At 63.5% G+C, this 26897-nt stretch carries 25 protein-coding genes and 2 tRNA genes; 12 read left to right on the top strand and 15 right to left on the bottom strand.

Annotation, left to right across the window (positions count from 1 at the left end):
- The first annotated feature begins 47 nt into the window (after window positions 1-47).
- From E3T34_RS08735 to E3T34_RS08725, 3 genes are read left to right on the top strand one after another with little or no spacing between them, the layout of a single operon-like run.
- Window positions 48-1124 carry an acyl-CoA dehydrogenase family protein gene (locus E3T34_RS08735; RefSeq protein ID WP_134342742.1) on the top strand — a complete coding sequence of 359 codons (1077 nt, stop codon included), beginning with the start codon at window positions 48-50 and terminating at the stop codon, window positions 1122-1124.
- Window positions 1118-2503, top strand: a complete 1386-nt coding sequence (locus E3T34_RS08730; protein ID WP_134342741.1) for a bifunctional PIG-L family deacetylase/class I SAM-dependent methyltransferase — start codon at window positions 1118-1120, stop codon at window positions 2501-2503. The genes E3T34_RS08735 and E3T34_RS08730 overlap by 7 nt, the downstream gene beginning before the upstream one ends.
- The gene (locus E3T34_RS08725) at window positions 2500-3219 is read left to right on the top strand and encodes a glycosyltransferase family A protein (RefSeq protein WP_104100634.1); all 720 of its coding nucleotides are present in this window, start codon (window positions 2500-2502) and stop codon (window positions 3217-3219) included. Before E3T34_RS08730 ends, E3T34_RS08725 begins: the two co-directional genes overlap by 4 nt.
- Window positions 3220-3574: 355 nt before the next feature.
- Here E3T34_RS08725 and E3T34_RS08720 read toward each other — a convergent pair whose 3' ends face one another.
- Together E3T34_RS08720 and E3T34_RS08715 are read right to left on the bottom strand one after the other, a co-directional pair.
- On the bottom strand, window positions 3575-4405 hold the full coding sequence (locus E3T34_RS08720; RefSeq protein ID WP_104100635.1) for a rhomboid family intramembrane serine protease: 831 nt from the start codon (window positions 4403-4405) through the stop codon (window positions 3575-3577).
- A gap of 12 nt (window positions 4406-4417) precedes the next feature.
- Complete coding sequence (locus tag E3T34_RS08715) at window positions 4418-4957, bottom strand: peptidylprolyl isomerase (protein WP_104100636.1); 540 nt, start codon at window positions 4955-4957, stop codon at window positions 4418-4420.
- 125 nt (window positions 4958-5082) lie between these two features.
- Between E3T34_RS08715 and E3T34_RS08710 the strand changes: the two genes are divergently transcribed.
- The gene (locus E3T34_RS08710) at window positions 5083-5622 is read left to right on the top strand and encodes a hypothetical protein (RefSeq protein ID WP_134342740.1); all 540 of its coding nucleotides are present in this window, start codon (window positions 5083-5085) and stop codon (window positions 5620-5622) included.
- 77 nt (window positions 5623-5699) lie between these two features.
- Here the strand turns inward: E3T34_RS08710 and E3T34_RS08705 are convergent, their stop codons facing one another.
- From E3T34_RS08705 to dnaA, 11 genes are all read right to left on the bottom strand, one after another.
- Window positions 5700-6029 carry a hypothetical protein gene (locus E3T34_RS08705; protein ID WP_134342739.1) on the bottom strand — a complete coding sequence of 110 codons (330 nt, stop codon included), beginning with the start codon at window positions 6027-6029 and terminating at the stop codon, window positions 5700-5702.
- Between the two features lie 106 nt (window positions 6030-6135).
- Window positions 6136-6208, bottom strand: a tRNA-Ala gene (locus E3T34_RS08700).
- Window positions 6209-6255: 47 nt separating this feature from the next.
- Window positions 6256-6329, bottom strand: a tRNA-Ile gene (locus E3T34_RS08695).
- A gap of 84 nt (window positions 6330-6413) precedes the next feature.
- Entirely contained in the window at window positions 6414-6821 is a 408-nt protein-coding gene (locus E3T34_RS08690) for a DUF3566 domain-containing protein (RefSeq protein WP_104100639.1), read from the bottom strand.
- On the bottom strand, window positions 6814-9372 hold the full coding sequence (gyrA, locus tag E3T34_RS08685; protein ID WP_134342777.1) for a DNA gyrase subunit A: 2559 nt from the start codon (window positions 9370-9372) through the stop codon (window positions 6814-6816). Before gyrA ends, E3T34_RS08690 begins: the two co-directional genes overlap by 8 nt.
- A 49-nt stretch (window positions 9373-9421) precedes the next feature.
- Complete coding sequence (gene gyrB, locus E3T34_RS08680; RefSeq protein ID WP_134342738.1) at window positions 9422-11398, bottom strand: DNA topoisomerase (ATP-hydrolyzing) subunit B; 1977 nt, start codon at window positions 11396-11398, stop codon at window positions 9422-9424.
- A gap of 121 nt (window positions 11399-11519) precedes the next feature.
- On the bottom strand, window positions 11520-12008 hold the full coding sequence (locus tag E3T34_RS08675) for a DUF721 domain-containing protein (RefSeq protein ID WP_233194112.1): 489 nt from the start codon (window positions 12006-12008) through the stop codon (window positions 11520-11522).
- Window positions 12001-13188: a DNA replication/repair protein RecF gene (recF, locus tag E3T34_RS08670; protein WP_134342737.1), complete on the bottom strand. Its 1188-nt coding sequence runs from the start codon at window positions 13186-13188 to the stop codon at window positions 12001-12003. Before recF ends, E3T34_RS08675 begins: the two co-directional genes overlap by 8 nt.
- Window positions 13189-13193: 5 nt before the next feature.
- Window positions 13194-14099: a phosphogluconate dehydrogenase (NAD(+)-dependent, decarboxylating) gene (gene gnd / locus E3T34_RS08665; protein ID WP_347232379.1), complete on the bottom strand. Its 906-nt coding sequence runs from the start codon at window positions 14097-14099 to the stop codon at window positions 13194-13196.
- A gap of 4 nt (window positions 14100-14103) precedes the next feature.
- Window positions 14104-15252, bottom strand: a complete 1149-nt coding sequence (gene dnaN, locus E3T34_RS08660) for a DNA polymerase III subunit beta (protein ID WP_104100644.1) — start codon at window positions 15250-15252, stop codon at window positions 14104-14106.
- 363 nt (window positions 15253-15615) lie between these two features.
- A complete protein-coding gene (dnaA, locus tag E3T34_RS08655) occupies window positions 15616-17034 on the bottom strand; it encodes a chromosomal replication initiator protein DnaA (RefSeq protein ID WP_104100645.1) in 1419 nt (472 codons plus the stop codon).
- 400 nt (window positions 17035-17434) lie between these two features.
- Between dnaA and rpmH the strand changes: the two genes are divergently transcribed.
- The 8 genes from rpmH (at window position 17435) to E3T34_RS08615 (ending at window position 22413) form a co-directional block, all read left to right on the top strand.
- Window positions 17435-17572: a 50S ribosomal protein L34 gene (gene rpmH / locus E3T34_RS08650; RefSeq protein WP_104100646.1), complete on the top strand. Its 138-nt coding sequence runs from the start codon at window positions 17435-17437 to the stop codon at window positions 17570-17572.
- Between the two features lie 8 nt (window positions 17573-17580).
- Window positions 17581-17970: a ribonuclease P protein component gene (rnpA, locus tag E3T34_RS08645; protein WP_134342735.1), complete on the top strand. Its 390-nt coding sequence runs from the start codon at window positions 17581-17583 to the stop codon at window positions 17968-17970.
- A 3-nt stretch (window positions 17971-17973) separates the two neighbouring features.
- Window positions 17974-18285 carry a membrane protein insertion efficiency factor YidD gene (yidD, locus tag E3T34_RS08640; protein WP_104170913.1) on the top strand — a complete coding sequence of 104 codons (312 nt, stop codon included), beginning with the start codon at window positions 17974-17976 and terminating at the stop codon, window positions 18283-18285.
- Window positions 18286-18292: 7 nt separating this feature from the next.
- Window positions 18293-19264 (top strand): membrane protein insertase YidC, encoded by a 972-nt coding sequence (gene yidC, locus E3T34_RS08635; RefSeq protein WP_104100649.1) that lies wholly within the window; start codon window positions 18293-18295, stop codon window positions 19262-19264.
- A 13-nt stretch (window positions 19265-19277) separates the two neighbouring features.
- A complete protein-coding gene (locus tag E3T34_RS08630; RefSeq protein ID WP_104100650.1) occupies window positions 19278-19793 on the top strand; it encodes a R3H domain-containing nucleic acid-binding protein in 516 nt (171 codons plus the stop codon).
- Between the two features lie 11 nt (window positions 19794-19804).
- Window positions 19805-20437, top strand: coding sequence for a 16S rRNA (guanine(527)-N(7))-methyltransferase RsmG (rsmG, locus tag E3T34_RS08625; protein ID WP_134342734.1), 633 nt, complete (start codon window positions 19805-19807; stop codon window positions 20435-20437).
- Between the two features lie 87 nt (window positions 20438-20524).
- Window positions 20525-21463: a ParA family protein gene (locus E3T34_RS08620; protein WP_277613330.1), complete on the top strand. Its 939-nt coding sequence runs from the start codon at window positions 20525-20527 to the stop codon at window positions 21461-21463.
- On the top strand, window positions 21463-22413 hold the full coding sequence (locus tag E3T34_RS08615) for a ParB/RepB/Spo0J family partition protein (RefSeq protein ID WP_134342733.1): 951 nt from the start codon (window positions 21463-21465) through the stop codon (window positions 22411-22413). The genes E3T34_RS08620 and E3T34_RS08615 overlap by 1 nt, the downstream gene beginning before the upstream one ends.
- 2086 nt (window positions 22414-24499) lie before the next feature.
- Here the strand turns inward: E3T34_RS08615 and E3T34_RS08610 are convergent.
- Together E3T34_RS08610 and E3T34_RS08605 are read right to left on the bottom strand one after the other, a co-directional pair.
- On the bottom strand, window positions 24500-25456 hold the full coding sequence (locus tag E3T34_RS08610; RefSeq protein ID WP_134342732.1) for an ATP-grasp domain-containing protein: 957 nt from the start codon (window positions 25454-25456) through the stop codon (window positions 24500-24502).
- Between the two features lie 50 nt (window positions 25457-25506).
- The gene (locus tag E3T34_RS08605) at window positions 25507-26826 is read right to left on the bottom strand and encodes a PLP-dependent aminotransferase family protein (protein ID WP_134342731.1); all 1320 of its coding nucleotides are present in this window, start codon (window positions 26824-26826) and stop codon (window positions 25507-25509) included.
- Window positions 26827-26897: the final 71 nt, after the last annotated feature.

Here is a 26897-nt window from a genome sequence, read left to right as displayed (position 1 = left end):
CCTGCACACGGAGCCTGGTGTGGTCGGTACCAAACCAGGAGGTCGGTTTGACGAGGATAGAAAGTCCGCGACCGACCTGGCTGACCGTGCCCGGGAAACGCACGGCGGAGTCCAGCCTGCGTGACGCCGCAACGGCTGCCTTCGCAGTGAACGGAGACGCGGGGCGGGCTCTGGGGCTCTCCCGCGCGCTCGGCGGCTCCGTTCCCCGACCAGGGTCAGGGCGGACGCTGCGCCTGCTTGAAACCCTGGCTTCCCTGGCCGCCGCGGACCTCACGGCCGCGCGGGTAGCCGAGGCGCACCTGGACGCCCTCGCCATCCTCGACCAGGCCGCCCTGCATCCGGCCGGGCTCGTCGCGGGGGGCAGCCCGGAACCGAGCTGGGGCGTCTTCGCCGCCGAGGCCGCAGGGTCTCGTCTCGAGGCGAGACTGGTCGGCGGCGAACGGTGGCGTCTCGACGGCACGAAACCCTGGTGCTCGCTCGCCGGCTCGCTCAGCCACGCCCTGGTCACGGCGAACACCGCGGCCACCACCCAGCGGCTGTTCGTGGTCGACCTGGCCGACCCCGGCATTACCGTCCGCACGGACGCCTGGGTGAGCCGAGGGCTCCCCGCCGTGCCGAGCGGACCGGTCGAGTTCCGAGGCACTATGGCCCGGCCGGTCGGCGACGACGGCTGGTACCTCCGCAGACCGGGCTTCGCCTGGGGTGGGATCGGCGTCGCGGCCTGCTGGTGGGGTGGCGCCGTGGGTCTGGCCAGGCGGGTCTGGGAGTCCGTACTCGAGCGAGAGCCCGATCAGATCGCGCTCGCGCACCTGGGCGCCCTCGACCTCGCACTGACCGCCGCCGGGACCTCCCTGGCTGCTGCCGCGGCGGCGATCGACGCCGGGGACGCCGTCGGCGACCAGGGCGCACTCCTGGCAGCGCGGGTGCGCGGCCAGGTCGCGCGCACGGTCGACGAGGTGATCACCCGCACGGGCCACGCGCTCGGCCCAGCGCCGCTCGCCTTCGACGCTCGGCACGCTGGGCGCATCGCCGATCTGCAGCTCTACGTTCGCCAGCACCACGCCGAACGGGACGACGCGGCGCTCGGCCGCCGACTACGGGACGCCGGGGTATCCCCGTGGTGAACTTCAGTCACACGGATGCTGGCACGGCCGAAACCGTGTGGACGGCGGTGCACGGTGATGCGGCCGGCGTGCAGGCACTGCGCATCGACGGATTGCGCCGACTCGTCGTGGTCGCGTCGCATCCCGACGACGAAACGCTCGGTGCCGGCGGGCTGATCGCCCGGGCCGGGGGAGCCGGAGTTCCGGTGACGGTTGTGGTGCTCACCAATGGTGAGGCCTCCCATCCCCGGTCCCGTACGCACGACCCCGGGCGGCTTGCGGAATTGCGCCGGGTTGAGGTGACGGCTGCCGTCACCGCCCTGGCGCCCACGGCCCTGGTGCGCCTGGTCGAGCTCCCCGACGGATCCCTCGCCGAGCGCCCGGAGGAGGCGTCCCGGGCGATTTCCGTCGAACTCGGGGCCGGCGGGCCGGGAACCTGGTTGGTCGCCCCCTGGAGCCTGGACGGCCATCCTGACCATGCGGCGGCGGCCGAGGCCGCCCGCCACGCGGCCCGCGGCCGAGGTGTCAGCCTCTTCGAATACCCGATTTGGGCCTGGCACTGGTCCACCCCGGGGGACCCGATCTGGTCGGACGGCGTGCTGCGAACCCTTGACCTGGCGCCCGAAGACCGTCGGCGTAAATCTAGGGCAATGGCTCTGCACATCAGTCAGGTGCAGCCGCTGTCCGAGCTGCCCGGCGACGAAGCGATCATCCAGGCGGCCTTCGGTGCGCACTTCGAACGCGAGTATGAGATTTTCATCGAGATCGAAACTGAGAAAGAGTCGGGGAATAGAGCGAGTCTGGCCGGGGATTTCTTCGAGGAGTTCTACGCCGGGAACCGTGACCCGTGGAGTTTCGAAACTCGCTGGTACGAGGAGCGCAAGCGGTCACTGACCCTGTCGGCGCTGCCTCGGAAACGCTACCGAGCGGCGCTGGAACTGGGCTGCTCGATCGGCATGCTGACGGCTGGTCTTGCCGACCGGTGCGACACTGTCGCCGCGGTCGACATCGCCGAGCAGCCGCTCCAGGTCGCCCGCGCCCGGCTGGTATCACGCCCCAGCGTCACTTTCGCACGGCTCACCCTGCCCACCGAGTGGCCGGAGGGCTCCTTCGATCTCATCGTGTTCTCCGAGGTCGGGTACTACTTCTCGGCGGAGGAATTGCGAGCGGTTCTCGGGCGATGCCGCGATAGCCTTGCTGCCGGTGGTGTGCTCGTGGCCTGCCACTGGCGGCATCCGGTGCCGGAATATCCACTGACCGGCGACCAGGTGCACGCAGAGCTCGGCAGGCTGGCTGGGTTCGAGCGCACGGTTGAGCATCGGGAACGCGACTTCCTGCTCGAGGTGTTCGAAGCCGCGCCTGCTCGCTCGGTCGCACAACATGAAGGCCTGGTTCCGTGAGCGGCCGCGGCGCGATCGACAGAATCATCGTCGTGGTACCGGCCCGCAATGAGGAGGAGCTCCTGCCGAGATGCCTGTCGGCATTGGCCGTGGCCGTCGGAGAGGTCGGCGGGGTGGCCGGTCAGGCGCCGCCGGTCATCGACGTCGTGGTCGTGCTCGACCGGTGCAGCGATGGTACAGCCGACGTCGCCTCGGAGTGGCCGATATTCGCGAGCATCCAGACGAACGGTGGCGCCGTCGGCGTTGCCCGCCGCGCCGGGGTGCGGCACCTTGTGCCGACCTCTGACCGGTTCACCTCGGCGACGTGGATCGCGACGACGGATGCCGACTCCGCTGTGCCGCCGAACTGGCTGACCGTTCAGCTCGCATTCGCCCGCAACTCCATCGATCTCGTCCTGGGAACCGTGGTTCCCGACGACGGGTTGTCCGACGGAGGCAGGGAACGGTGGGACGCCCAGCACCGCCTGGTCGAGGGCCACACCTATGTGCACGGTGCGAACCTCGGAGTGCGCGCCGACCGGTATTTGCACGCCGGAGAATTCGCGCGCGTCGACGGGCATGAGGACGTGCGGCTGGTCTCCGCCCTGCGTAGTCTCAGGGTGAGCGAGATTCGCACCGAACTGATCCCCGTTGTTACCTCCGGTCGCCTCGCCGGGCGCACTCCAGAAGGATTCGCCGGCTATCTGCGTGATCAGGCGGCCGAAGCCACTTCCTAGGGGAGTGAGTCCTCATCGTTTGGTTGTGTCGCTCCCGGAAGGTCGCGGGCTGACCGCACTGCGGGCACGCGTCCATCCCCGGCGGAGCGCCGTGCCCGGCGTCGAACCAATTCGACGGAGATTCTGGGTCAAACACCTGTTCCTCAGCTCAAACGGGCTGTTTAGCGAAGAATCTCCGTCGAATTCGTTCGGGCAGAGTAGCTGCAGGCCTCGGGCTCGACAGACACGGCGGTTGGGCCGCACGTACCGCCCGCCCCGCGGTCCCCTGCGCGCCTGCGTCGGTATCGGGAACAACCTTCTCCGCCACCCTCCGCGAACCCACATTGCCCCGGGCAATCGGGGCTCACTCGGCGAGCTAGGTCAGGAACATCGCACCGCTGACGACCACCAGAAACGCCCCGAAAGTTGTTATCAGCACGGTCTGCAGCCGCTGCTGCTTGATGCGGCGGGTCTGCACGAAGATCAGCCCGACCACCGCACCAGCGATCAGACCGCCCACGTGCGCCTGCCAGGCCACATTCAGCCCCGGTAGGAATCCGATCACCAGGTTGATGCCGACCAGGATCAAAAGCTGGGTCGCGTTGCCGCCCAGGCGTCGCTGGATGATCAGGAACGCGCCCATCAGGCCGAAGATGGCGCCGGAGGCGCCGACAACGGGAATCCGGGGGTCGGACAGGAACAGGACGCCCAGGGATCCGGCGAGGCCGCTCAGCACGTACAGGGCGAGGAAACGGCCACGACCGAGCATTCCCTCAAGGATCTGACCGAAGATCCAGAGCGTGTACATGTTCAGCAGTACGTGGAAGATGGAGCCGTGCACGAGCACGCTCGTCAGCATGCGCCAGGGCTCAAAGCTCCCGGGAGAGGAGTAAACGCCCGCGTACCAGAGGAGGCTGGTGAAACCAGCACCCAGGATGAACTGCAGCAGGTATATCGCCAGCGTGACGCCGATGATCACTGTGGTCACCGGGTGCGAGGTGCTCTTCAGCCGGGTCAGGATGGCCGGCTTGGTGCGCGGGGCATTCCTGCGCTGTTCATTCATGCACTCGGGGCAGATCACGCCGACGGCGCCCTGAGTCTGGCAGTCAGGGCAGATTGTGCGGCCGCAGCGCTGGCAGAGGATGTAACTCTGCCTGCCCGGATGCCGGTAGCAGAAGTTAGCGGCGGTTCCGGGCAGGCCTGTCATCGTAGGCGGAGCCTAGACCTGCTCGACGGTGACGCTCTCGATGACGACTTCGGTCTGCGGACGGTCGCGGCCGTCGGTGGGCACGGTCGCGAGCTTGGCGACGATCGCACGGGACTCCTCGTCTTCGACGGCACCGAAGATGGTGTGCTTGCCCTGCAGCCAAGTCGTCGGCACGACGGTGATGAAGAACTGCGAACCGTTGGTTCCGCGTCCGCCCTGGATACCGGCGTTCGCCATTGCGAGCACGTACGGCTGTGTGAAGTCGAGGTCCGAGTTGATTTCATCGTCGAACTGGTAGCCCGGTCCGCCGGTGCCCTGGCCGAGCGGGTCGCCGGCCTGAATCATGAAGTCCTTGATGATGCGGTGGAAGACCGTACCGTCGTAGAGAGGTGCGTTGGAGGTTTGACCGGTGGCGGGGTGCTTCCACTCGATCTCGCCGGTTGCGAGACCGACGAAGTTCTTGACGGTCTTCGGCGCGTGATTGCCGAAGAGGTTGACCTTGATCGGTCCGAGGGTGGTATTGAGCGTTGCGACGGCAGTGTGCTTAGACATGAAATCAATTCTTGCACAGCCGGATTGCTGGATTCCGATCAACACCGGCTCTACCCAGAGCCCTCCCAGACGATTGCGTGGCAAGATGGATAGTGTTCGCCACATGACATCGATGGAGGGTCCAGATGAGCCTGTCACGCAAGCGCCGCAAGGAACTTACTCGGCTGCGTAAAAGCGCAGACGAATTATGGAACAACCAGCAGGAAGTGCTCGAGCGTGCCAACGCCATTGCAAGGGAGGCCAGCCGCCAGGCCGGCATCCTCACCCGTGAAGAAGTAGCTCCGCGCGTGCGTGAAAGCTATGAGCACCTTTTGCGCCCTGGAGTGCAGGCCACTCAGGATCTCGCCGAAGGTGTTCGCCACCAGGTCATCGACCGGGTGTTGCCCGGAATCGGCAGCGGAATCGGCACGGCCATCGGCTCGGTATTGAGCGTCGGGGACGTTGCCCGCGACGCCCGCGTTCGTGCGGCACTGAACCGCGTGCGGTTCCAGAAGCCTGTCGTGCTAGAGAACAAGGGTCCTGGCGCCGGCACCTACATCGCACTCGGTGTTGCCCTGGCCGCCGCCGCGGGCGTCGCCTACGCCGTCTGGCAGACCTTCCGCGCCGACGACGAGCTGTGGGTCGCTGAAGATGATCCCGCCGCCGCCACGTCAGTCGAAGACTAGACCGCAGCACCGCAACACCAGGGGAGGGCCCGCATCCAGGGGATGTGGGCCCTCCCCTTTTCTTTCGGGTTGCCGGCTCAGCCGAGAAGAGTCGTCGAGGCACCCTCGAGTTCTTCGAGCTGCGTCAGAATCGACATGACGACAATCACGTCGATAACCACATTGAACAGCGCAGCGACGAGCGAGAGGATCAGCCCGATCTGCGCCAGCTCCCGGCGATTCGAGCGCCGCAGCGCGATAATGCCGAGCACAATCCCTACGATCGCGAGCAACAGGCCGAGAACCGGGAGCCAACCGCCGGCGAAGGCCACAATGCCCATCCAGAGGGCCGTGATCGCGAGCCTGTCGGCCGTGGGCCGGGAGGGCGGCATTGCGGCGGCTGGTGCGGGGCGGTTGCTGGCTGACATGCGCCTCACCGTACCAAATCGCAGGGTGAAGCTGTGCGAAAGTGACTGAGGGCCGATAAATGGAGAACGCCCGGCCCCAAAAAAAGGGGCCGAGCGTTCTTCCTTGTGGAGCCACGGGGAATCGAACCCCGGACCTCCTGCTTGCAAAGCAGGCGCTCTACCAATTGAGCTATGGCCCCGCATGATCACGGGGATTACATGCCGCTGTGTCAAAACTTTTCTTGCGTGGGGATACCGGGATTTGAACCTGGGACCTCTTCGTTATCAGCGAAGCGCTCTAACCAACTGAGCTATATCCCCCTAATGGGCAGGTTTGAGACTACCCGATTCGGCGGGATTGTCCCAATCGAGCCGCAAAGCGACCCGACCGGCGACATCCGACGACTAGTTGTTGGTGAATCCGACGAGCAAGCCGCCGGTGATCTTCACACTCAGGTTGTACAGAACCGCGTATACGGCTCCCAGCGCAGTGATGACGACCGTGTTCAAGATGGCCACGACGAAGGCGAAGCCCATCACGTTCCCGATGGACAGGATGCTGGCCAGATCGGACGAGGCGCCGGCGATATCGGTGTAGAGGTCATCGACCTTGCCGAAGATGCCCGTTCCGTTCAGGATCGTAAAGATCAGGAACGTGGCCACGATCGTGACGATGCCCAGGCACAGAGCGATCAGGAAAGACAGTTTGACAGCCGACCAGAAATCCACGTAGACGAGCTTGAGCCGCACCTGCTTGGTCGCGGCCGGCTTGCGGCTGGATTTCTTGGCGAGCTTTTCGGCGACACTACTCATTTACAGGTTCTTCCTCTCCCAAGGCGTTTTCCGGTTCGGCCGCGAGAATCTCGGCCACCAGATTGCGCTCGGTGTTTTTCGCAATGGCGATGATTCTGTCTTCATCCGCAAACTTAGCGAAAACAACGCCCATTGTGTCCCGTCCCTTGGCCGGGACTTCGGAGACGTCAGAGCGTACCACCTTGCCGCTGGCAAGTACCACGAGCACCTCGTCTTCCTCGTCGACGATCAACGAACCCACCAGGTCGCCACGGTCGTCGTTGAGCTTGGCCACCTTGATGCCCAGGCCGCCTCGGTTCTGGAGGCGGTACTGGTCGGCTGCGGTGCGCTTGGCGTAACCGCCCTCGGTCACGACGAACACATAGCCGTCGCCCGAGACCACGGATGCGTCCAGCAGGCTGTCCTCGCCGCGGAAGTGCATTCCGATGACGCCGGAGGTGCTGCGTCCCATCGGGCGCAACGCCTCATCCGACGCCGTGAACCGGATCGACATTCCTTTTTTGGAGACGAGCAGCAGGTCGGAGTCGTTTTCGACCAGCAGGGCCGAGACAAGTTCGTCGCCCTCGCGCAGCTTGATCGCGATGATGCCGCCCGTGCGGTTCGTGTCGTATTCGCGCAGCTCGGTCTTCTTAATCAGGCCGTCGCGGGTCGCAAGCGTCAGGTACTGGGCCACGCCGTAGTCGCGAATGTCCAGGATCTGCGCGATCTCCTCACCCGGCTGCAGCGCGAGCAGGTTGGCGACGTGCTGGCCCTTCGCGTCCCGGCCGGATTCCTGCGCTTCGTAGGCCTTGGCCCGGTAGACGCGTCCGGTGTTCGTGAAGAACAGCAGCCAGTGGTGCGTGGTCGTGACGAAGAAGTGCTCGACCACGTCGTCCGCCCGCAGCTGGGCTCCCTTGACACCCCTGCCGCCGCGGTGCTGATTGCGGTAATTGTCACTGCGCGTGCGCTTGATGTAGCCGCCGCGGGTAACCGTGACCACCATCTCCTCTTCGGGGATGAGGTCCTCGATCGACATGTCACCGTCGAAGCCGAACATGATCTCGGTGCGCCGGTCGTCGCCGAACTTGTCGGTGATCTCGGTGAGCTCATCGCTGATGATGGTGCGCTGACGCTCCGGGCTGGCCAAGATTGACTGGAACTCCACGATCTGCAGTTCCAACTCGGCAGCCTGATCGATGATCTTCTGACGTTCCAGAGCAGCTAGACGTCGCAGCTGCATGGTCAGGATCGCATCGGCCTGGAGCTTGTCCACGTCCAGCAGTTCCATCAGGCCGGTACGAGCGTCGTCGACGGTGGGGGAGCGACGGATGAGGGCGATCACCTCGTCGAGGGCGTCGAGGGCCTTGAGATAGCCGCGCAGGATGTGCGCATCCGCTTCGGCTTTCTTCAGGCGGAACTGGGTGCGCCGCACGATGACCTCGACCTGATGGGCGACCCACGCGTTAATGAAGCCGTCGAGGGACAGGGTGCGCGGCACCCCGTCGACGATGGCCAACATGTTCGCGCCGAAGTTCTCCTGCAGCTGGGTGTGCTTGTAGAGGTTGTTCAGCACGACCTTCGCCACCGCGTCGCGCTTGAGAACGATCACAAGGCGCTGGCCCGTGCGGCCACTGGTTTCGTCACGGATGTCGGCGATGCCGCCGATCTTGCCGTCCTTGACCAGGTCGGCGATCTTGATCGCGAGGTTGTCCGGGTTGACCTGGTAGGGCAGCTCGGTGATCACCAGGCAGGTGCGACCCTGGAGCTCCTCGATGCTCACCACGGCACGCATGGTGATGGAACCACGGCCGGTGCGATAGGCATCCTGGATGCCCTTGATGCCGAGGATCTGAGCGCCGGTGGGGAAGTCGGGGCCCTTGATGCGCTGGATCAGCGCTTCGAGCAGTTCATCGCGGGTCGCGTCGGGGTTCTGCAGGTACCACAGGGCGCCGGCCGCCACCTCGCGCAGGTTGTGCGGCGGGATGTTTGTGGCCATACCCACGGCGATGCCGACCGAGCCGTTGACCAGCAGGTTAGGGAAGCGGGAGGGCAACACGGTGGGCTCGAGTGTGCGGCCGTCGTAGTTGTCCTGGAAGTCGACGGTGTCCTCGTCGATGTCGCGCACCATCTCGAGAGCGAGCGGGGCCATCTTCGTTTCGGTGTACCGTGGGGCTGCGGCGCCGTCGTTGCCGGGGGAGCCGAAGTTGCCTTGCCCGAGGGCCAGCGGATAACGAAGGCTCCAAGGCTGCACGAGGCGCACGAGCGCGTCGTAGATCGAGGAGTCACCGTGGGGGTGAAACTGCCCCATCACGTCGCCCACCACGCGAGCACACTTGGAGAACGCCTTGTCCGGACGGTAGCCGCCGTCGAACATGGCGTAGATGACGCGACGGTGCACGGGCTTCATGCCGTCGCGCACGTCGGGCAGCGCGCGCCCGACGATGACGCTCATCGCGTAGTCGAGGTAGGAGCGTTGCATTTCCAGCTGCAGGTCGACCTGATCGATCTTGCCGTGCTGCACGAGATGCGCAGCCTTGGCCGCGGTGTCTGCTGCCAGGGACGCGGCGTCCATGTCGGTCCCGTCGGGGCCCTCGCCCGAGGTGCCGCCGGTGTCGGAGTGGTCAGATGTCAAGGAAACGCACGTCCTTCGCGTTTTTCTGGATGAAGTTACGGCGGGACTCGACGTCTTCGCCCATCAAAGTGGAGAAGATTTCGTCGGCGGCGGCAGCATCGTCGAGGGTGACCTGCAGCAGGGTGCGGGACTCGGGTGCCATCGTGGTTTCCCACAGCTCCTTGTAGTCCATCTCGCCCAGACCCTTGTAGCGCTGGATCCCGTTGTCCTTCGGAATGCGCTTGCCGGCCGCGGCTCCGTCTTCGAGGAGCGCGTCGCGCTCTCGGTCGGAGTAGACGTACTCGTGTGCCGAGTTCGCCCATTTGAGGCGGTACAACGGCGGCTGGGCCAGGTAGACATATCCGAGATCGATAAGTGGCCGCATATACCGGAAGAGCAATGTGAGCAGCAGGGTCGTGATGTGCTGGCCGTCGACATCGGCGTCGGCCATCAAAACGATCTTGTGGTACCGCACCTTGTCGGGGTTGAACTCTTCGCCCATGCCGGCGCCGAAGGCCGTGATCATAGCCTGAACCTCGGCGTTGCCGAGGGCACGGTCGAGCCGGGCCTTCTCCACGTTCAGGATCTTGCCCCGCAGGGGCAGAATCGCCTGGAACTCGGGGTTGCGGCCCTGCACGGCGGATCCGCCGGCCGAGTCACCCTCCACGATGAAGATCTCGGAAAGCGATGGGTCCTTGCTCTGGCAGTCCTTAAGCTTGCCGGGCATGCCGCCACCCTCGAGGAGTCCCTTGCGCCGGGCGGTCTCTCGCGCTTTGCGGGCGGCCATCCGTGCGTTCGAAGCTTGAAGCGCCTTGCGGATGATTTCCCGCGCCGGGTTGGGGTTGCGGTTGAACCAGTCGGATAGCTGGTCGTTGGCGACCTTCTGCACGAAGGACTTCGCCTCGGTGTTGCCCAGCTTGGTCTTCGTCTGTCCCTCGAACTGCGGTTCGGCGAGCTTGATCGAGACCACGGCGGTCAGGCCCTCGCGCACGTCGTCACCGGTGAGGTTGTCGTCTTTTTCCTTCAGGATGCCCTTTTCCCGGGCGTATTTGTTGACGAGGGTGGTAAGCGCGGCGCGGAAGCCCTCCTCGTGGGTGCCTCCCTCGTGGGTGTTGATCGTGTTCGCGTAGGTGTGCACGCTCTCGGTGTAGGCGGTGGTCCACTGCATGGCCACTTCAAGCGCCATCTTGCGTTCGTGATCTTCCCACTCGAACGAGATTATCTCGTCGTTGACCAGGTCGGCTTTCTTGGCCCGGTTGAGATATTCGACGTAGTCGACAAGGCCGTTCTCGTAGTGGAAGGTCCTGGTGACCGGCGTGCCCTCGTCGTCGAGGTTCTGCGGGCGCTCGTCGGTGAGCGTGAGGCTGAGTCCCTTATTCAGGAAGCCCATCTGCTGGAAGCGGGCTCGCAGAGTCTCGAAGTCGAAGTCCGTGGTCTCAAAGGTCTCCGAACTTGGCCAGAACGTGATGGTGGTGCCGGTTGCATCCGACGGCTCGTCCATGGTGAGGGGAGCGTTGGGCACGCCGTCGTGGAAGCTCTGGCGCCAGACGTGACCCTGACGGCGTACCTCCACCTCGAGGCGGCTGGACAGCGCGTTGACAACCGAGCTGCCCACGCCGTGCAGACCGCCGGACACCGCGTACCCTCCGCCGCCGAACTTGCCTCCGGCGTGCAGCACGGTGAGCACGACCTCGACGGTCGAGCGGCCCTCCGCCTTGTGAATGTCGACCGGGATTCCGCGGCCGTTGTCGGCGACGCGAACCGCGCCATCCGACAGGATCTTAATGTCGATGGTGTCGCAATAACCGGCAAGGGCCTCGTCGACTGAGTTGTCCACGATCTCGTAGACGAGGTGATGCAGACCGCGAGGTCCGGTGGACCCGATATACATTCCGGGTCGTTTACGAACGGCTTCAAGTCCCTCGAGAACTTGGATATCGTCTGCGCCGTATCCGTGCTCCGGCTCGATCTGTGGGTCAACTGACATCTGTAATGGGGCTCCTGACCGTCGCGCGGGCGACCCTTTAGCCTACCAAAGACGCCAAGCACTGCGGGCCAAATCGGGCATCTGCGGCGTTTAATGCACCGGGTTGACCTGTTTTGGCCAGTTACCCATAGGTATCGCGTGGACCGCGCCCTGGAATTGATCTGGGACCCTTTTTCCAGGAGGGGGCGTTAGGTCCTTGAAAACGGATCGACTCGATGCCTGCGTCCGGATACTTCACGGCGATATGCGTCATTATCTCCACCCGCATCATGCGCAGCTGCGTCGCCCAGGCCGTCGACTCGCACTGCACCGTCAGAACGCCCTCGTCGATTCCGACCGGGGTCGAGTGTTTCGACGTCTCCTCGCCGGCCAGCAGGGTCCAGGAAGCAAGCAGCTCCGATTGGGCCAGTGGTGAATTCCAACCCAGCTGCAGCGTGAGCGAGTTGATCGTATCGCTCAGTCCCCGAGGATCCCGGCCCGCACCGAACGGAACGCTCGAGCCGATTTCGGCTCCAGGACGCCGTCGGGCGCGGCTGCGCTTGGCGTTTGGGTCACCGAATACGTCCTTGAAGCGCAGGTAGACCCGGGAGGCCTCACTCGGCTCAGCCATCGACGACCGCCCCGGCATGGATGTGGATGGTGTGCTCGGTGAGTTCTTCCGGCACGTCTTCGAGTACCGCCGCGGTGATCAGGACCTGTTCGAAACCGGTGACGGCGGCGGCCAGACGTCTCCGGCGGCTCAGATCCAGTTCGGCGAAGACGTCGTCGAGGATCAGGACCGGGTCGCCCGTCGTCGAGTCCCGGCGCAGCAGCTCCGCCGAGGCGAGTTTCAGGGCGAGGGCGAACGACCACGACTCACCATGGCTGGCATAGCCCTTGGCGGGCAGTGCATTGAGCGCGAAGACCAGGTCGTCCCGATGCGGTCCGACCAGGGTCATACCCCGGTCGAGCTCCTTGCGACGAAGGGCGGCCAGTGCCGTGCGAAACGAATCCCCGGTGGTCGATCCTGTCGAAACCGAGGCTGACGAAACCGAACCGGTGGGAACCGAGCCCGTCGAGGCCATCGCCTCCATCGCTGCATCCTCGTCTGCACCCAGGATGCTGAGCGATGGAACCAGCATCGGCCCATGGTCTTCCCCCGCGACCGCCCGGTACGCAGCACCCAGGGGTGGCCCGAGCAGGCGAACGAGTTCGGCCCGCTCGTCGATGATCTCGGAGCCGAGAGCAACGAGGCGATCGTCCCAGATCTCGAGTGTTCCAAGCTGGGTGGTGCGCACCCCCGAGGCCCGCGCCGACTTCAGCAGCGTATTCCGCTGGCGCAGCACCCGGTCGTAGTCGGCCAGAACCCCGCTAAGCCGGGGGGTGCGCAGCACGAGCAATTGGTCGAGGAATCGCCGGCGCCCGGACGGGTCACCCCGAACCAGTGCCAGGTCTTCAGGGGCGAAGAGCACGCTGGAGAAAAAACGTGGGAGTTCTCGAGTCTTGATCACCGACCGGTTGACTTGGGCCCGGTTCAAGCCCGAGCGGTTGATCTGCACCTCGGTCAGGATCTCGCGGCCGTTGAACTCGAGCTTGGCCCGGATGATGCCGGCGTCGCGACCGGCCCTGATCATGGCGGACGTGTTGGAGACCCGGTGCGAACTGAGGGTACTGAGGAATCCCAAGGCCTCGACGAGATTCGTCTTTCCCTGCCCATTCCGGCCCACGATCAGATTGGGTCCCGGCGCGAACGGCACCTCGACCTGCGCATAGTTGCGAAAGTCGGTCAGCGAAAGGTGTTGGACCCGCACTCGGGTCAGTCGGTTGTTCTGACGGCGTGGCCGCCGAACTGATTGCGCAGGGCCGCGACCGCCTTCATCGCGGGGGAGTCGTCCTGCCGGGACACGAACCGCGCGAAGATGGCCGCGCTGATCGTCGGTACGGGTACCGCGTTATTGATGGCCTCTTCGATGGCCCAGCGGCCCTCACCGGAATCCTCGACGAAACCCTCGATGTTTTGAAGTTCCGGGTCGTCGTCCAGGGCTCGCACGAGAAGTTCAAGCAGCCAGGACCGCACCACGGTGCCGCGCTGCCAGGCCTTGAACACGCCGGGAACGTCGGTGATCAGGTCACTGCGCTTCTCCAGCAGTTCATAGCCCTCGGCGTATGACTGCATGAGGGCATATTCGATTCCGTTGTGCACCATCTTCGCGTAATGCCCGGCGCCGACCGCTCCGGCATGCACGAAACTCTCGTCGCGTGGGCCCTCGGGACGCAGAGCGTCGAAGACGGGCATGGCGCGCTCGACCTGCTCGGCGGCGCCACCGACCATCAGCCCGAATCCATTGGTCAGCCCCCACACGCCCCCGGAAACCCCGGCGTCGACGTAATGCACGCCCGATGCCGCCAGAAGGGCGGCATGGGCGAAGTCATCGGTGAAGCGCGAGTTTCCACCGTCGATGACAAGGTCGCCGGCGCTAAGCTCATTGGCCAATTCGGCGATCACAGCATCCGTCGCGGCACCGGCCGGGACCATTACCCAAACAAGCCGCGGAGCCGGCAGCGCGGCAATCAGCTCAGCGGTGCCGGCAACGTCCGAAATCTCGGGGTTCCGGTCGAAACCAGTGACCTCGACGCCATTGGCCCGCAGACGGTCGCGCATGTTCGCGCCCATTTTCCCCAGGCCGATGATGCCGATGTGCATGGCTGTTCCTTCCGAGATTGGTCTAGCGCAACAGCAGGTTGGGCTGGAGCAGGTACTTGTAGCTGTCGGCGCCCGGCTGATCCCGAGAGGTCTGGCTGGTGATCAGAACCGGGCCCGGCTTGTTGGGATTCTCGGTCTTCGTGAAAGAGATTCGCACAAATTCCGAGTGCACCGCGCCCAGGCCGTCCAGCAAAAACTGAGGTTTCAACGAAACGATCGTGTCTGTACCGGACAGGATCGCGTCGATCGTCTCCGATGCCTGGGCCTGCTCCGATCCGACCGCCTCGAGGGTGAGACCGTCGGCGGTGAAGGTGAACCTCAGGGCTGCTTCGCGCTCGAGGACGAGCTGCACTCGACGGGTCGCCTCGATCAGGTCCGCCGTGTTCATGACCGCGTAGTTGTCCACGTTATCGGGGAACAGGCGCCGCACGGGTGGATAGTTTCCCTTGATCAGAAGGGAGGTGACGGTTTTCTTATCGGCGGTGAAGGCGATGAGCTCGCGGTCGTCGGTGTGAGTGATCGCGATAGAAATCGTGCCGCTGTGACCGAACGTCTTGCCGACCTCCTGCAGAGTGCGGGCCGGAACCAGGGCCGTGATGGTGTCGGTGGTCGTGGTGCTGCCTTTATCCCAATCGATCTCGCGCACGGCAACACGGTACCGGTCCGTGGCCACGAGGCTGAGGCTGTTTTCCGTGACTTGCAGCTGTACGCCGGTGATCACGGGGGTGACATCGTCACGGGAGGCAGCCACGGCCACCTGGGCGACAGCGGCCGAGAACTCTTCAGCGGGCACGAGACCGGACTGCGCGCTGACCTGCGGGATGCTCGGGTATTCCTCAACCGGCATGGAGAGCAACGTGAAACTCGCACTGCCACAACTGACCGTGATCCGGGATTCGTTGGTCGAGAACCGCACCGGTGCGTTGGGCATCCGACTGGCGATGTCGGCGAGGAGTCGTCCCGAGACGAGAACTTTGCCGACTTCTTCGACGTCGGCGGCGATCTCGGTTTGCGCGGAGACCTCGTAGTCGAACGAGGAGAGGATCAGCCCGGTTGCCGTCGCCTCAATCAGCACACCGCTCAAAATCGGCAGCGTCGTCCGCTGGGGAAGGAGCTTGACAGCGAAAGAGACGGCTTCACTGAAGACGTCCCGGTTGGCCTGAAATCTCACGAAGTCACTCCTGTTCGGTTAGAGACCTGGATACGGCCTCAATGGTAGCCGTGTTTCACGGAGCAAATTTTTGCAACCGTCGAGCACTCAAGGTTGTCGGATGGAGAGAAAGAGAAGTTAATTGTTAATCTTCTTAACCGGTGTGGAAACTGTGGATAACTTGTGGGATGCCGCCACGCGACTGGGAACTACAAACTTGTAACTTGTTGGCAGCCTGTGAGTGCCCAGCACACTTCGGTGTCGTGCCGGTTTGGCAAGGAGGGGAGTTTGCACAACCACGTGCCGAGTTTCTACAGGTTGTGCCCAGTTGTGTAAACAATTTCCACAGGGTTATCCACAGGTGTGAAAACTGAAGAAATACCGCTATTTGTAACGGTGGTTCTGCTTGATGCGGTTCGTGAGCTCGGTCACCTGGTTGTAGATCGACCGGCGTTCCTTCATCAGCTCGCTGATCTTTTTATTCGCGTACATCACCGTGGTGTGGTCGCGGTTACCGAACAATTGGCCGATCTTGGGCAAGGAGAGGTTGGTCAGCTCACGGCACAGGTACATCGCGATCTGGCGCGCCGTGGCGATCGCCTGCGACCGGGATGACCCGTAGAGGTCATCCACGGAGAGCTTGAAGTAGTCGGCGGTGTTGGTGATGATATCGACCGGCGCGATCACGTTGTCCTCATCGAGGGTGATCAGGTCCTTCAACACCGTCTGGACCAGGTCCATGTCGACCGGGGTGCGGTTGAGGCTCGCGAAGGCCGTCACCCGGATTAGGGTTCCCTCGAGTTCACGGATGTTCGAGGAGACCTTCGAGGCCATAAACTCGAGAATATCGTGCGGGACCTGTAGTTTCTCGCTCTGCGCCTTCTTGCGTAGGATCGCAATTCGCGTTTCCAGGTCGGGTGCCTGGACATCCGTGATCAGGCCCCACTCGAAGCGTGACCGCATTCGGTCCTCAAAACCGGTGAGGTGCTTGGGCGGGAGGTCGCTCGTGATGACCACCTGCTTGTTGTGATCGTGCAGGGTGTTGAAAGTGTGGAAGAAGGCTTCTTGCGTTTCCGCCTTGCCCTGCAGAAATTGGATGTCGTCGATCATCAGGATGTCGATGTTGCGGTAACGCGACTGGAATGCGGAACCACGGTTGTTGGCGATCGAGTTGATGAAGTCGTTGGTGAATTCCTCTGAGCTGACATAACGCACCCGGATGCCGGGGTACAGGCTCATCGCGTAGTGGCCGATGGCGTGCAGGAGGTGGGTTTTGCCGAGGCCGGACGACCCATAGACGAAGAGAGGGTTGTAGGCCTTCGCCGGCGCCTCCGCTACCGCGACCGCCGCGGCGTGTGCGAAGCGGTTGGACTGGCCGATCACGAAGTTGTCGAAGCTGTACTTCGAGTTCAACCGGGTGTCATGGGGCCGCTCGGGCGAGCTGCTCTCGAACACCGATTGCGGTGCGGCTGGGGTTTCCACATCGGGGGGAGAACTCGATTCGTGCACCGGCCGGATGGATTCCTTTTCCAGCTCGGGATTGACGACCACATAGAAGGTGGACACCGCGGACGCCTCATCCAGGTGGCCCATCGCCGTCAGGAGCGGCACTCGCATGCGCTGATTGAGCATGCTGGCCGTGAACTCGTTGGGGACCTCGAGGTAGAACGTGCCGGCGGCGATACCCTTGGGTTCGACCAGGTTGAGAAAGCCGTACAGCATGGGCGTGATGCTGTCGTCGGATTCCAGGCTGGTCAGGACAGACCGCCAGGTCTCCGTGATGGGCTGTTCTTCGGTGGCCATGGTTTCTCCGCTTTTCTCTCATTGTTGCCTTCTACAACGACGGAGATCGAGGATTGGGCTCGTCTCTGAACGCATAATCCAGCCAAAGCATCCACAAGGTTATCCACCGCCTGTGGGCAAATAAGCCCCAATTCACAGGGTTTGTTGAAAACCTGTGGATAACTTGTCCTCACGGTAGTCAATCACCGCCAGTCCGGCCAAATTCGTTCGCATTTCGTGCGCGTGTCGATGCTCGAAATGGGTGCGATTGTGTGTACAACCGATGATTTCGGGAGGTCGAGTTTGACCATCACCGGCCAAAGCCGTAGTTTTAATCAGTTGACCCCAGCCCTAGGGCTACCTCACTCTTTCCCGGCCGCTCAGTTTGGCCTACGGAGATTTAACACGTGGAGACAAAACAATGAGCAAGAGAACGTTCCAGCCGAACAATCGCCGTCGCGCCAAGGTGCACGGCTTCCGCCTTCGCATGAAGACCCGTGCCGGCCGCGCGATTCTGGGTGCTCGCCGTCGCAAGGGTCGCATCGAACTCTCCGCTTAAGTACTCTCGTGCTCGCGGGGGCCAATCGCATCACCGCCGGTGACGACTACAAGTCGGTCGTGCGCCGGGGTGCGCGCATCGTCGGCCCGCACCTGGTGACGTATCTGCGCCGGAATCCGGAGGAGGCTCCGGCACGGTTCGGTTTCATTGTGGCGAAAAACGTGGGTGACGCCGTGCGGCGCAATCGAGTCCGACGTCGTTTGAAGGCGGCGAGCTACGCTGTGCTGATCTCTGCGCGGCCCGGCACGGATGTCGTCATCCGCGCTCTGCCGTCAGCAGCGGATGCGCCGTGGTCGACCCTGCATGCGGAACTGTCCGTGGCGCTGGAGAAGTTTCAGCGCATTTCGGTTAGATCCGTTGCCGGTAAGGCCCCGGCAGCGATCCGATCGGATCGCTGACTGATGAACAGGTTCTTGACTACGCTCATACTCCTCCCACGCAATGCGGGGGTTCTCGTACTGCGTGCGTACCGAGCCGTGATTTCCCCGCTCTACGGCGATGTTTGCCGGTACTACCCCTCCTGTTCGGCGTATGCACTCGGCACCGTTCAGGAATACGGACTCGTCGTGGGATCAGCCCGAGCCGCGCTGCGGCTGGGCCGATGCCATCCGTGGGCCGAAGGCGGGATCGATGACGTTCCCCTCAGGCGGAAGCGTCGCGTCATCGTGACGTCGTTTGGTTTTGTTATCGCAGCGAGCCACGGAAAGGGCTGACGCAAAGATGGACCTCCTAGGTACGATTCTCTGGCCGCTGAAATGGGTCGTCGAGGCTCTACTCGTCGCATTCCACTCCCTCTTCTCCGTCATGGGGATGAACTACGACGACGGCCTCACATGGGTGCTCTCGATCGTCGGACTCGTGATTGTCGTCAGGGCCGCCCTGATTCCCATCTTCGTGCGGCAGATCAAGAGCCAGCGCAAGATGCTGGAGGTCGCGCCGCAACTCAAGAAGATTCAGGACAAGTACAAGGGCAAGAAAGACCAGTTTTCGCGCGAGGCCATGTCCCGCGAGACCATGGAGCTCTACAAGCGCACAGGCACCAACCCGCTGAGCTCCTGCCTGCCTCTGTTGCTGCAGATGCCGATCTTCTTCGCCCTGTTCTCCGTATTGAATGACGCGCAACGCAGTCAGGCTGGAGTCGGCCCACTCAACGACGATCTCGCGAAGAGCTTCGGAAACGCCACCCTATTCGGCGACGCGCCGCTGCATGACTCGTTCGCGTCTCAGTGGACAAAAATGGTCGCTGGTCAGGACTTCAATGCCGTTGTTATGTGGATCGCGGCCATCATGGTGGTTCTGATGACTGCCTCACAGTTCATCACCCAGCTACAGATCGTCTCCAAGAACATGTCGCCGGAAACCAAGGCGAGCCCCATGTTCAAGCAGCAGCGCATCATGCTCTACCTGCTTCCCCTCGTCTTTGCCTTCTCCGGTGTTGCCTTCCCCCTCGGCGTCATGTTCTACTGGCTCACCTCGAACATCTGGACCATGATCCAGCAGTTCCTGGTCATCCGGAATATGCCCACGCCCGGCAGCGAGGCCGCCAAGGCGCGCGAAGAGCGACTGGCCCGAAAGGGTAAACTCATCGCCACGGATGGTGACGTGATTGTGGTCGAAGAACCCAAGAAGCCTCAGCGTCAGCAGCCGGTCGCAAAGAATCGTGCCAAAAAGCAATCCGGCCCTAAAAAATAAGAAGAGACCCAACGTGACTGAGAACACTGACGTGATCGCCGCACCTGGACCGGCGGACGATTCCCCCACGCTCGGCCAGCTCGAGCAGGAGGGGGACATCGCCGCGGACTACATCGAGGAATTCCTCGATATCTGCGACCTCGACGGGGACATCGACATTGACGCGCGTAATGGGCGGGCATACCTGTCCGTCAATTCCTCGGATGTCGCGAACCTGCGTTTGCTGTCAAAGCCGGAAACCGTCAATGCCTTGCAGGAATTGACGCGACTGGCCGTGCAGAACAAGACCGGAGCTTTCTCGCGGTTGATCCTGGATATCGGCGGCTCGCGCGACGCCCGGCAGGCCGAGTTAGCCTCGCTGGTGTCCCGCGCCGTGGAACGCATCCAGGCGGGTGCCGCCGAGGCATCACTGCCGCCGATGTCCTCCTACGAGCGCAAGCTCGTGCATGACCTGGTGTCGGAGGCGGGTTTCGTCTCTGAGTCCAAAGGCGAGGGCCGGGACCGTCACACGGTCATCTCCGCCGCGTAGTACATCGAAATATTGTGACTCACACTCTCGAGGCGGAGCCAGCCGTTGCCGCGGATCTCTTCGGTGGCCAGATCGACGGTGCCCGCGCCTTCGTGGCCAGTTTGGCTGCGCAGGGCGAGGAACTGGGCCTGATCGGCCCGGTGGAAGTACCACGGCTATGGAGTCGACATATCCTCAACTGTGCGATCGTGGCGCCGCTGCTCCGACCCGGACTCGTCGGCGATGTCGGTTCCGGGGCCGGGTTACCCGGCTTGGTGCTGGCGATCGCCCGGCCGGACGTGACGTTCGTACTCATCGAGCCCATGGAGCGCCGGGTCGCGTGGTTGACCGGCCAAGTGGCCGCGCTCGGCCTGACCAATGCGACCGTACTCCGGGCTCGGGCGGAAGACGTTCGGCTGCCCGGGCGGCTTGACCAGGTGACCGCCCGTGCGGTCAGTGCCTTCCGCACCCTGATCCCTCTCACGGCCCCCCTTCTGAATCCCGGCGGTGAGTTGGTGCTGATGAAGGGCACGGGCGCCGCGGCGGAGGTCGAAGCCGCGGCGAAGGCCATCCGTAAGTTCCGGCTCAGCAATGTCGAGGTGATCACCCTCGGCGAGGGCGTGCTGCAGGATGTGACTCGAGTCATAAGGGCTACAGTGGATTAGTCCCTGGTGTCTGCTCTTATCAGTGCTGAGGTACAACCGGAGTCCCTGTGGGGGTGGCTCATCAATCGTCGAACGCGAAGGTTTCACGTGAAACAACCTGGTGAAGACCAGCAATCAAGCAAGGCGGCCGCGGTGTTTGACGATACAACCCCGCTTGCGCGTGAGATTTCTGATCTGACGCGGCGCCGACAGCGGATTGCCTCCGAGACGCTGCCGAGGCCGGAGAAGACGCGCGTCATCACCATCTCGAACCAGAAGGGTGGCGTCGGCAAGACCACGACCGCGGTCAACTTGTCGGCCGCTCTGGCCCGTCAGGGCGCGCGCGTTCTGGTGATCGACTTGGACCCCCAGGGCAACGCGTCTACAGCCTTGGGCGTCGAACATCGCGCGGAAACACCCAGCGTCTACGACGTCATCGTCAACGACGAGGAAATGGCTGCGGTCGTTCAGAACAGCCCGGAGTTCGGCTCGCTGTTCTGTGTGCCGGCCACCATCCACCTCGCGGGTGCAGAAATAGAGCTCGTCTCCCTGGTCGCCCGTGAGCAGCGTCTCAACCGCGCCCTCGAATCGCACCTGAAAACGATGGATGACCCCTACGATTACGTTTTCATCGACTGCCCCCCATCTCTGGGACTCTTGACGATCAACGCGTTTGTCGCGGCCCGCGAGGTGCTGATCCCGATTCAGTGTGAGTACTACGCGCTCGAAGGTCTCAGTCAACTGCTTAAGAATATCGAATTGATCGAGAAGCACTTGAACCCGGACCTCGAGGTGTCCACGATTCTGCTCACGATGTACGACAGCCGCACCAACCTGGCGAACCACGTGGCCCAGGATGTGCGTGAACACTTCCCCAAGCAGGTTCTGAACACCCTTATACCGCGTTCCGTGCGTGTCTCTGAGGCGCCGAGCTACGGTCAGAGCGTTATCAGTTACGACCTCAACTCTGCCGGATCACTCTCATACCTCGAAGCAGCAGCAGAGATCGCCCATCGGGGCGCCCCCAAGACAGGAGTCGCACTCTAATGGCTAAAAGGACTGGGCTTGGCCGGGGGATCGGTGCACTCATCCCCATTCAGGACGACCCGACTCAGGCGCGTCCAGTCGATGTGTTCTTCCCCTACGCCAATGCGGTGCGCCCGGACGAGACCGAGGGACTTCTCCCGGTTCCGGGTGCGCGGCTCGCGCACCTCAATCCCAGTGACATCGTGCCGAACCACGTCCAGCCGCGGAGCACCTTCGATGAGTCCGACCTGGCCGAGCTGGTACACAGCATCCAGGAAGTCGGCGTGCTGCAGCCCATCGTGGTTCGTTCCATCGTGGAGCAGCCCGGCAAATACGAACTAGTGATGGGGGAGCGTCGGCTTCGTGCCACGAAGGTGGCCGGACTGACCACCATTCCGGCGATCATCCGTGAAACTGCGGATGCCGACATGTTGCGTGACGCGCTGCTGGAGAACCTGCATCGCGCACAGCTGAACCCGCTCGAGGAGGCGTCCGCCTACCAGCAGTTGCTGGCCGATTTCGGCATCACCCAGGAGGAGCTCGCACAGAAGATCGGTCGGTCGCGGCCGCAGATCACCAACACCATCCGTTTGCTGAAGCTCCCCGAGGCCGTGCAGATGCGCGTTGCCGCCGGTGTTCTGTCCGCCGGGCACGCGCGCGCGATCCTCTCCGTCGGGGATCCGGCGGGCATGGTCAAGCTGGCCGATAAAATCGTCAACGAGGATCTCTCCGTGCGGGCAGCGGAGGCCGCGGCCGCGATGCAGCCACGTGTCGATTCCGCTAAGCCAACGGGCGGACGTCGTCAGGGACACCTCGACGAGATCGCGGAACGCCTCGGTGACCGACTCGACACACGCGTAAAGATCCATTTAGGCGCAAGAAAAGGCCAGATCATGGTCGATTTTGCCACGATCGGTGATCTCAATCGCATTCTCGACGTCCTCGGTGAACCCGGTTTCGGAGCCAGCTAGCCTCACCCCAGTGTCGAGTGCCCCGCTGATCGACCGCTCGCTGGTCGACTGGCCGGTGATCGATCACCCCGTGGTCGCGTGTGTCGACACCCGCCCCACCCCGTTAGTGTTTCACGTGAAACATGAGCTTCGGCCTTCACCGTGCGTCGAACCGGGCCGCGGTGTTCGAGCCTGTCCAGACTTCTGTCCCCTCACCTCTTCCGGTGGTGGAGCCTGTCGAGACCCGGGACCCGAGACCCGCGACCCGACATCTTGGTCGCACGTCCATCCAGATACGCTGGTCCTCCCGTGCATGTGGGCCTGCGATTCGTCAAACCGACCTCCGGTCATCGCCAGCTGAGTCTCCGGGCGATCAAATCAGCCATGAACTGCACATTAGACGTCATCAGGAAGCAACCTAAGCACTCAGGTGGCAGAACAGAAATCCGCGTTACGGCCCTTATGAGGCCTAAATTCTGCGTTTCAGAGATCGTGCACTCAAGAAGCGCACTGACCAGCCCACCCTGGATTCACGGCTTGAGTCACGGCGCTCATTTCGAGTGAGCAGCCGGCATCCGCGGTCAGATTCTTGCCTGCAGAGAATGGAGCGATCCAGTGTGCACAGGTTGCGACAGGCTCGACGACCGTCGCCCCCCGTCCCGTTCCGGTGGTCAAGCGTGGCGGGACTGGTTCCCGTCGATCCGCTTCGGTGGTCGGGTTCGTCACGTGCCGGGCTCCTGGGGTCCTTCCGCGTGACCGAGCCTGACGCGGGGCAACCTGGTAAATCATGAGTGTTGCGCGGGTGAGGTCAATCACTGGAGCCACTCTCGGCCCCTGTCAACTGATGACTTGTTCCCCACGGCTCGTGGGTTTGGTCCTGCCGTTTGTGCAACACGGCGGGAAGTCGCCTGCCCCGTGCGCTGCGCAAACCCAGCAGGACCTGGGTGAGGCAGTATCGGCATCCCCTCGTCCCTGATCGACATTGGCGAAATCCAACCGCGTCGAGTGCAAGAACCCCGACAGGCAGACCCGAAGACACGACGTCCAGATCGGGCGGGTCGCCATGCGAACGGGTTCCAGGGCACTGCGTGGGCGAAGAATATCGTTTCCCCGTCCCGAAATGGTCATGTTTCACGTGAAACACATGCCGGGTTCGGATCTGGTCTCTAAAAGTTCGACACTGGAGCAGTTCCGCAGCGTCGACACCTCCGCGCACCTGCGCCGGTTCCCATTCCGGTCTTGACAGGATCGACCGCCGAAATGAGTGTGTTCGTGAGATCGGGGATCGTCAGCGGATGCATCCGCCCACGGCATGGCATCTGTCACAGTCGCGAGTTCGATCCGCTACCTAGGCCGATATGGTCGCGATGTTGCCTGTCTGGATTGCGCCTAATCCCGGGCACACGGTGCGGCGGAACGGTGAAAATGTCCTGCCTTGCGCGCGGAGTGCCGACTCCGTGGAGGCACGGCGGTTCGTCTGCGGTCTGGTCTCATTACGTTAGCTTGCGTCACATCCGCCGAATCCGCGAAGGCGCCACGCTGCCAAAGGGGAGGGGTAGGGGAGAGGGTCAGTCAGTCCGAGCTTGCTCACCCGTGGTTGTTCTCGGGCCGGTTCGTACGTGGAGACTCGGTGGTTTAGCGTCTACTGCGGTCAGCGAGTGGATGTGTCGTGAGCGTTTCACGTGAAACGTTGGATCCCGCGAATGACGGTCGGTGAGCGGACGGTGGCAAGTGTGGCCGGGGCTGTCCCTCGCGAGAGCATCGTCGATCAAGTAGTGTTCATCGACGCAGAAGAGCGACACCGAGCGTCGGGTGCGTGTGCACTCGTCACCATCTCCGACGGTGTAATGAAAGAGTATGCGACCTAACTTCCAGGTGCAGCCAACGACGTCGGTGCCGTCCGGGCATTCGGGCAGGTACGGGGGGCAAGGCGTCCATGCCGGCAGGGCGGGCGGTGTGGGAGCGGGGTGGGTGCTCGATAGCCTTCACCAGCGTGAGGGGGGNGGGGGGGGGGGGCTGGTCGGCGTGGTCTCGATGAGCTCGTCCACCGACGGGCTCGAGTGGCGACAGAACCATGTTTCACGTGAAACACGGCCCACGGCGCGGACTACGAGCCAGCGATGGCGGCTCGGGCGAGGGCGTCGTAGACGGCGCCGAGAGACTGACCGGAAGCCTCGATGCACTGGGGCACCAGGGACGTCTCGGTCAGACCCGGAAGCACGTTCGCTTCCAGGAACCAGGGAACGCCATCCGAGTCCACGATCAGGTCGATGCGGGAGATGTGGCGCAGGCCGAGCAGTTCATGGATGGCGACCGCGGTTTGTGCCACCAGTTCCGCAATCTCCGCGTGGATCCGGGCCGGTGTGTAGAACAGCGTCTCTCCCGCGTTGTAGCGGGCCTCGAAGCTGTAGACGCCGTCAATGGGCACGATCTCCACGGCGGGCAGTGCAATGGGGCCGTCTCCAATGTCGATGACCGTGACCGCGAGTTCGGTACCCTCGACCTTCTCCTCCACCAGGGCGACCGTGGCGTAGGTGTAGGCGTCGACCATGGCACGCGGCAGTCCGGCGGGGGAGTCGATGATGTTGACCCCCTGGGCCGAGCCACCCTCGGCCGGTTTCACCACGAGCGGCGTGGGCATGGCCGTCAGGAGGTGCTCGAGGACGCTGGCGGCACCGAGATCGCGGAACGTTTCGGTGGACAGAGCGATTGCGTCGGGGGTGGCGTAGCCGGCCCGGCGCACGAGCTCCTTGGCGATCGGCTTCGACCAGGCCAGACGGGCCGGTCCAGCTAGCGAGCCCACGTGGGGTATCCCGGTGGTCTCCAGCAGGGCCAGGAGTGCACCGTCCTCACCGGTGGCGCCGTGCACGACCGGCCAGATCACATCGGGTTTCCGGATGGTCAGATCGGCGAGCAGGCCGGCCTGCGGGTCCAGAACGGTGACGGTATGGCCCAAGCTTGTCAGTGCATCCGCGACCCGGCGACCCGAGCGCAGTGAGATGTCCCGCTCGTGCGAGATCCCGCCCGCGAGAACAACGATGTCAAGTGCCAAAAAATCGCTCATGGTCAGGGTTTTTCCTTGCTTTGGCTGGTGTGGATACCGACGGAGACGAACTACGAAATGTCGGGGGGTGGGGAGTTGAAGCGGCCTTCTGCGCGCAACGGGTTCAGGGAACCGGTGCCGGCGAAGGTCTCGAGCAGGTCGAGCTCATCACGGAGGACGGATGCGAGGCGACGGATTCCGACCCGGATGTGATCCGGCGTCGGGTAGCAGAACGAGAGGCGCATGTTGCGCCGCCCGTCGCCGTCGGCGAAGAAGGCGGTGCCGGGCGTGTACGCCACGAGTTCCTTGACCGCCCGCGGCAGCATGGCCTTGGAGTCCAGTCCCTCTGGAAGAGTGACCCAGACGTAGAACCCTCCGTTCGGATTGGTCCAGGTGAGGCCGGGCAGGTACTCTTCCAGGGCGTCCAGCAGTGCGTTCTTTCGCTCGTGGTAGACCCCGCGGAAGGTGTTGATCTGGCCCTTCCAATCGGACGTCGCCAGGTACTCGGAAATCACCAGTTGGCTGAACGAGCTGGGGGAGAGCACCGCGGCCTCGTTGGCAAGCACCAGTTTCTCCCGGATGGCGTGCGGGGCCAGCGCCCAACCGACCCGGAAGCCCGGGGCGAGGGTCTTGGAAAACGTGCCTAGGTAGACGACTCCGTCCTCTTCGAGCGAGCGCATCGCATCCGGTGCCGGCTGGTCGAAGTAGAGCAGTCCGTAGGGGTTATCTTCCAACACCAGGATGTCGTTCGCCCGGGCGATCTCGAGGATCTCGAGGCGACGGGCCCAGCTCAGGGTCACTCCGGCCGGGTTGTGGAAGTTCGGGATCGTATACAGGAACTTGATGGTCTTGCCGGCGGCCTTGAGGCGCTGGATGTGCTGGCGGAGCGCTTCAGGGATCAGGCCGTGCTCGTCCATGGGCACGTGTTCTACCTCGGCCTGATACGACTTGAAGATGACCATGGCCGTGACGTAGCTGGGGCCCTCCGAGAGCACCACGTCGCCCGGGTCGAGAAAAAGTTTACTGACCAATTCGAGGGCATGTTGCGACCCCGTTGTCACGACGACATCGTCGGCGTGCGCACGGATGCCTTCAAGCCCCATCACCTCGAGTATCTGCTCCCTCAGAACGGGAACGCCCTGACCAGAGCCGTATTGGAGAGCGACGGGGCCCTGCTGGCGCATGACCCGGTCCATGGCGTTGATAACCAGGTCGGGCGGTAGGGCAGCCACGAAGGGCATGCCGCCGGCCAGTGAGACGACTTCGGGGCGGGAGGCCACCGCGAAGAGAGCCCTGACCTCGGAGGCGCGCAACCCCGCGGCTCGCTCGGCGTAGTGGTGGTACCACGGGTCGAGGTTGTTGCCGGTCTGGGGGGAGCGCTTCGCTGTCACGTCACTTCCGATCTGGTGAGGTTTCAATCGTATGCGGTCGGTACCATCCGGCCCGAATCCCGAAAAACCCG

The sequence above is a fragment of the Cryobacterium sp. TMT1-62 genome (assembly GCF_004403145.1).
Classification (GTDB): Bacteria; Actinomycetota; Actinomycetes; order Actinomycetales; family Microbacteriaceae; genus Cryobacterium; species Cryobacterium sandaracinum.
Note: the sequence above shows the minus strand (reverse complement) of the source record. Positions and strands in the feature narration are given on the sequence as shown.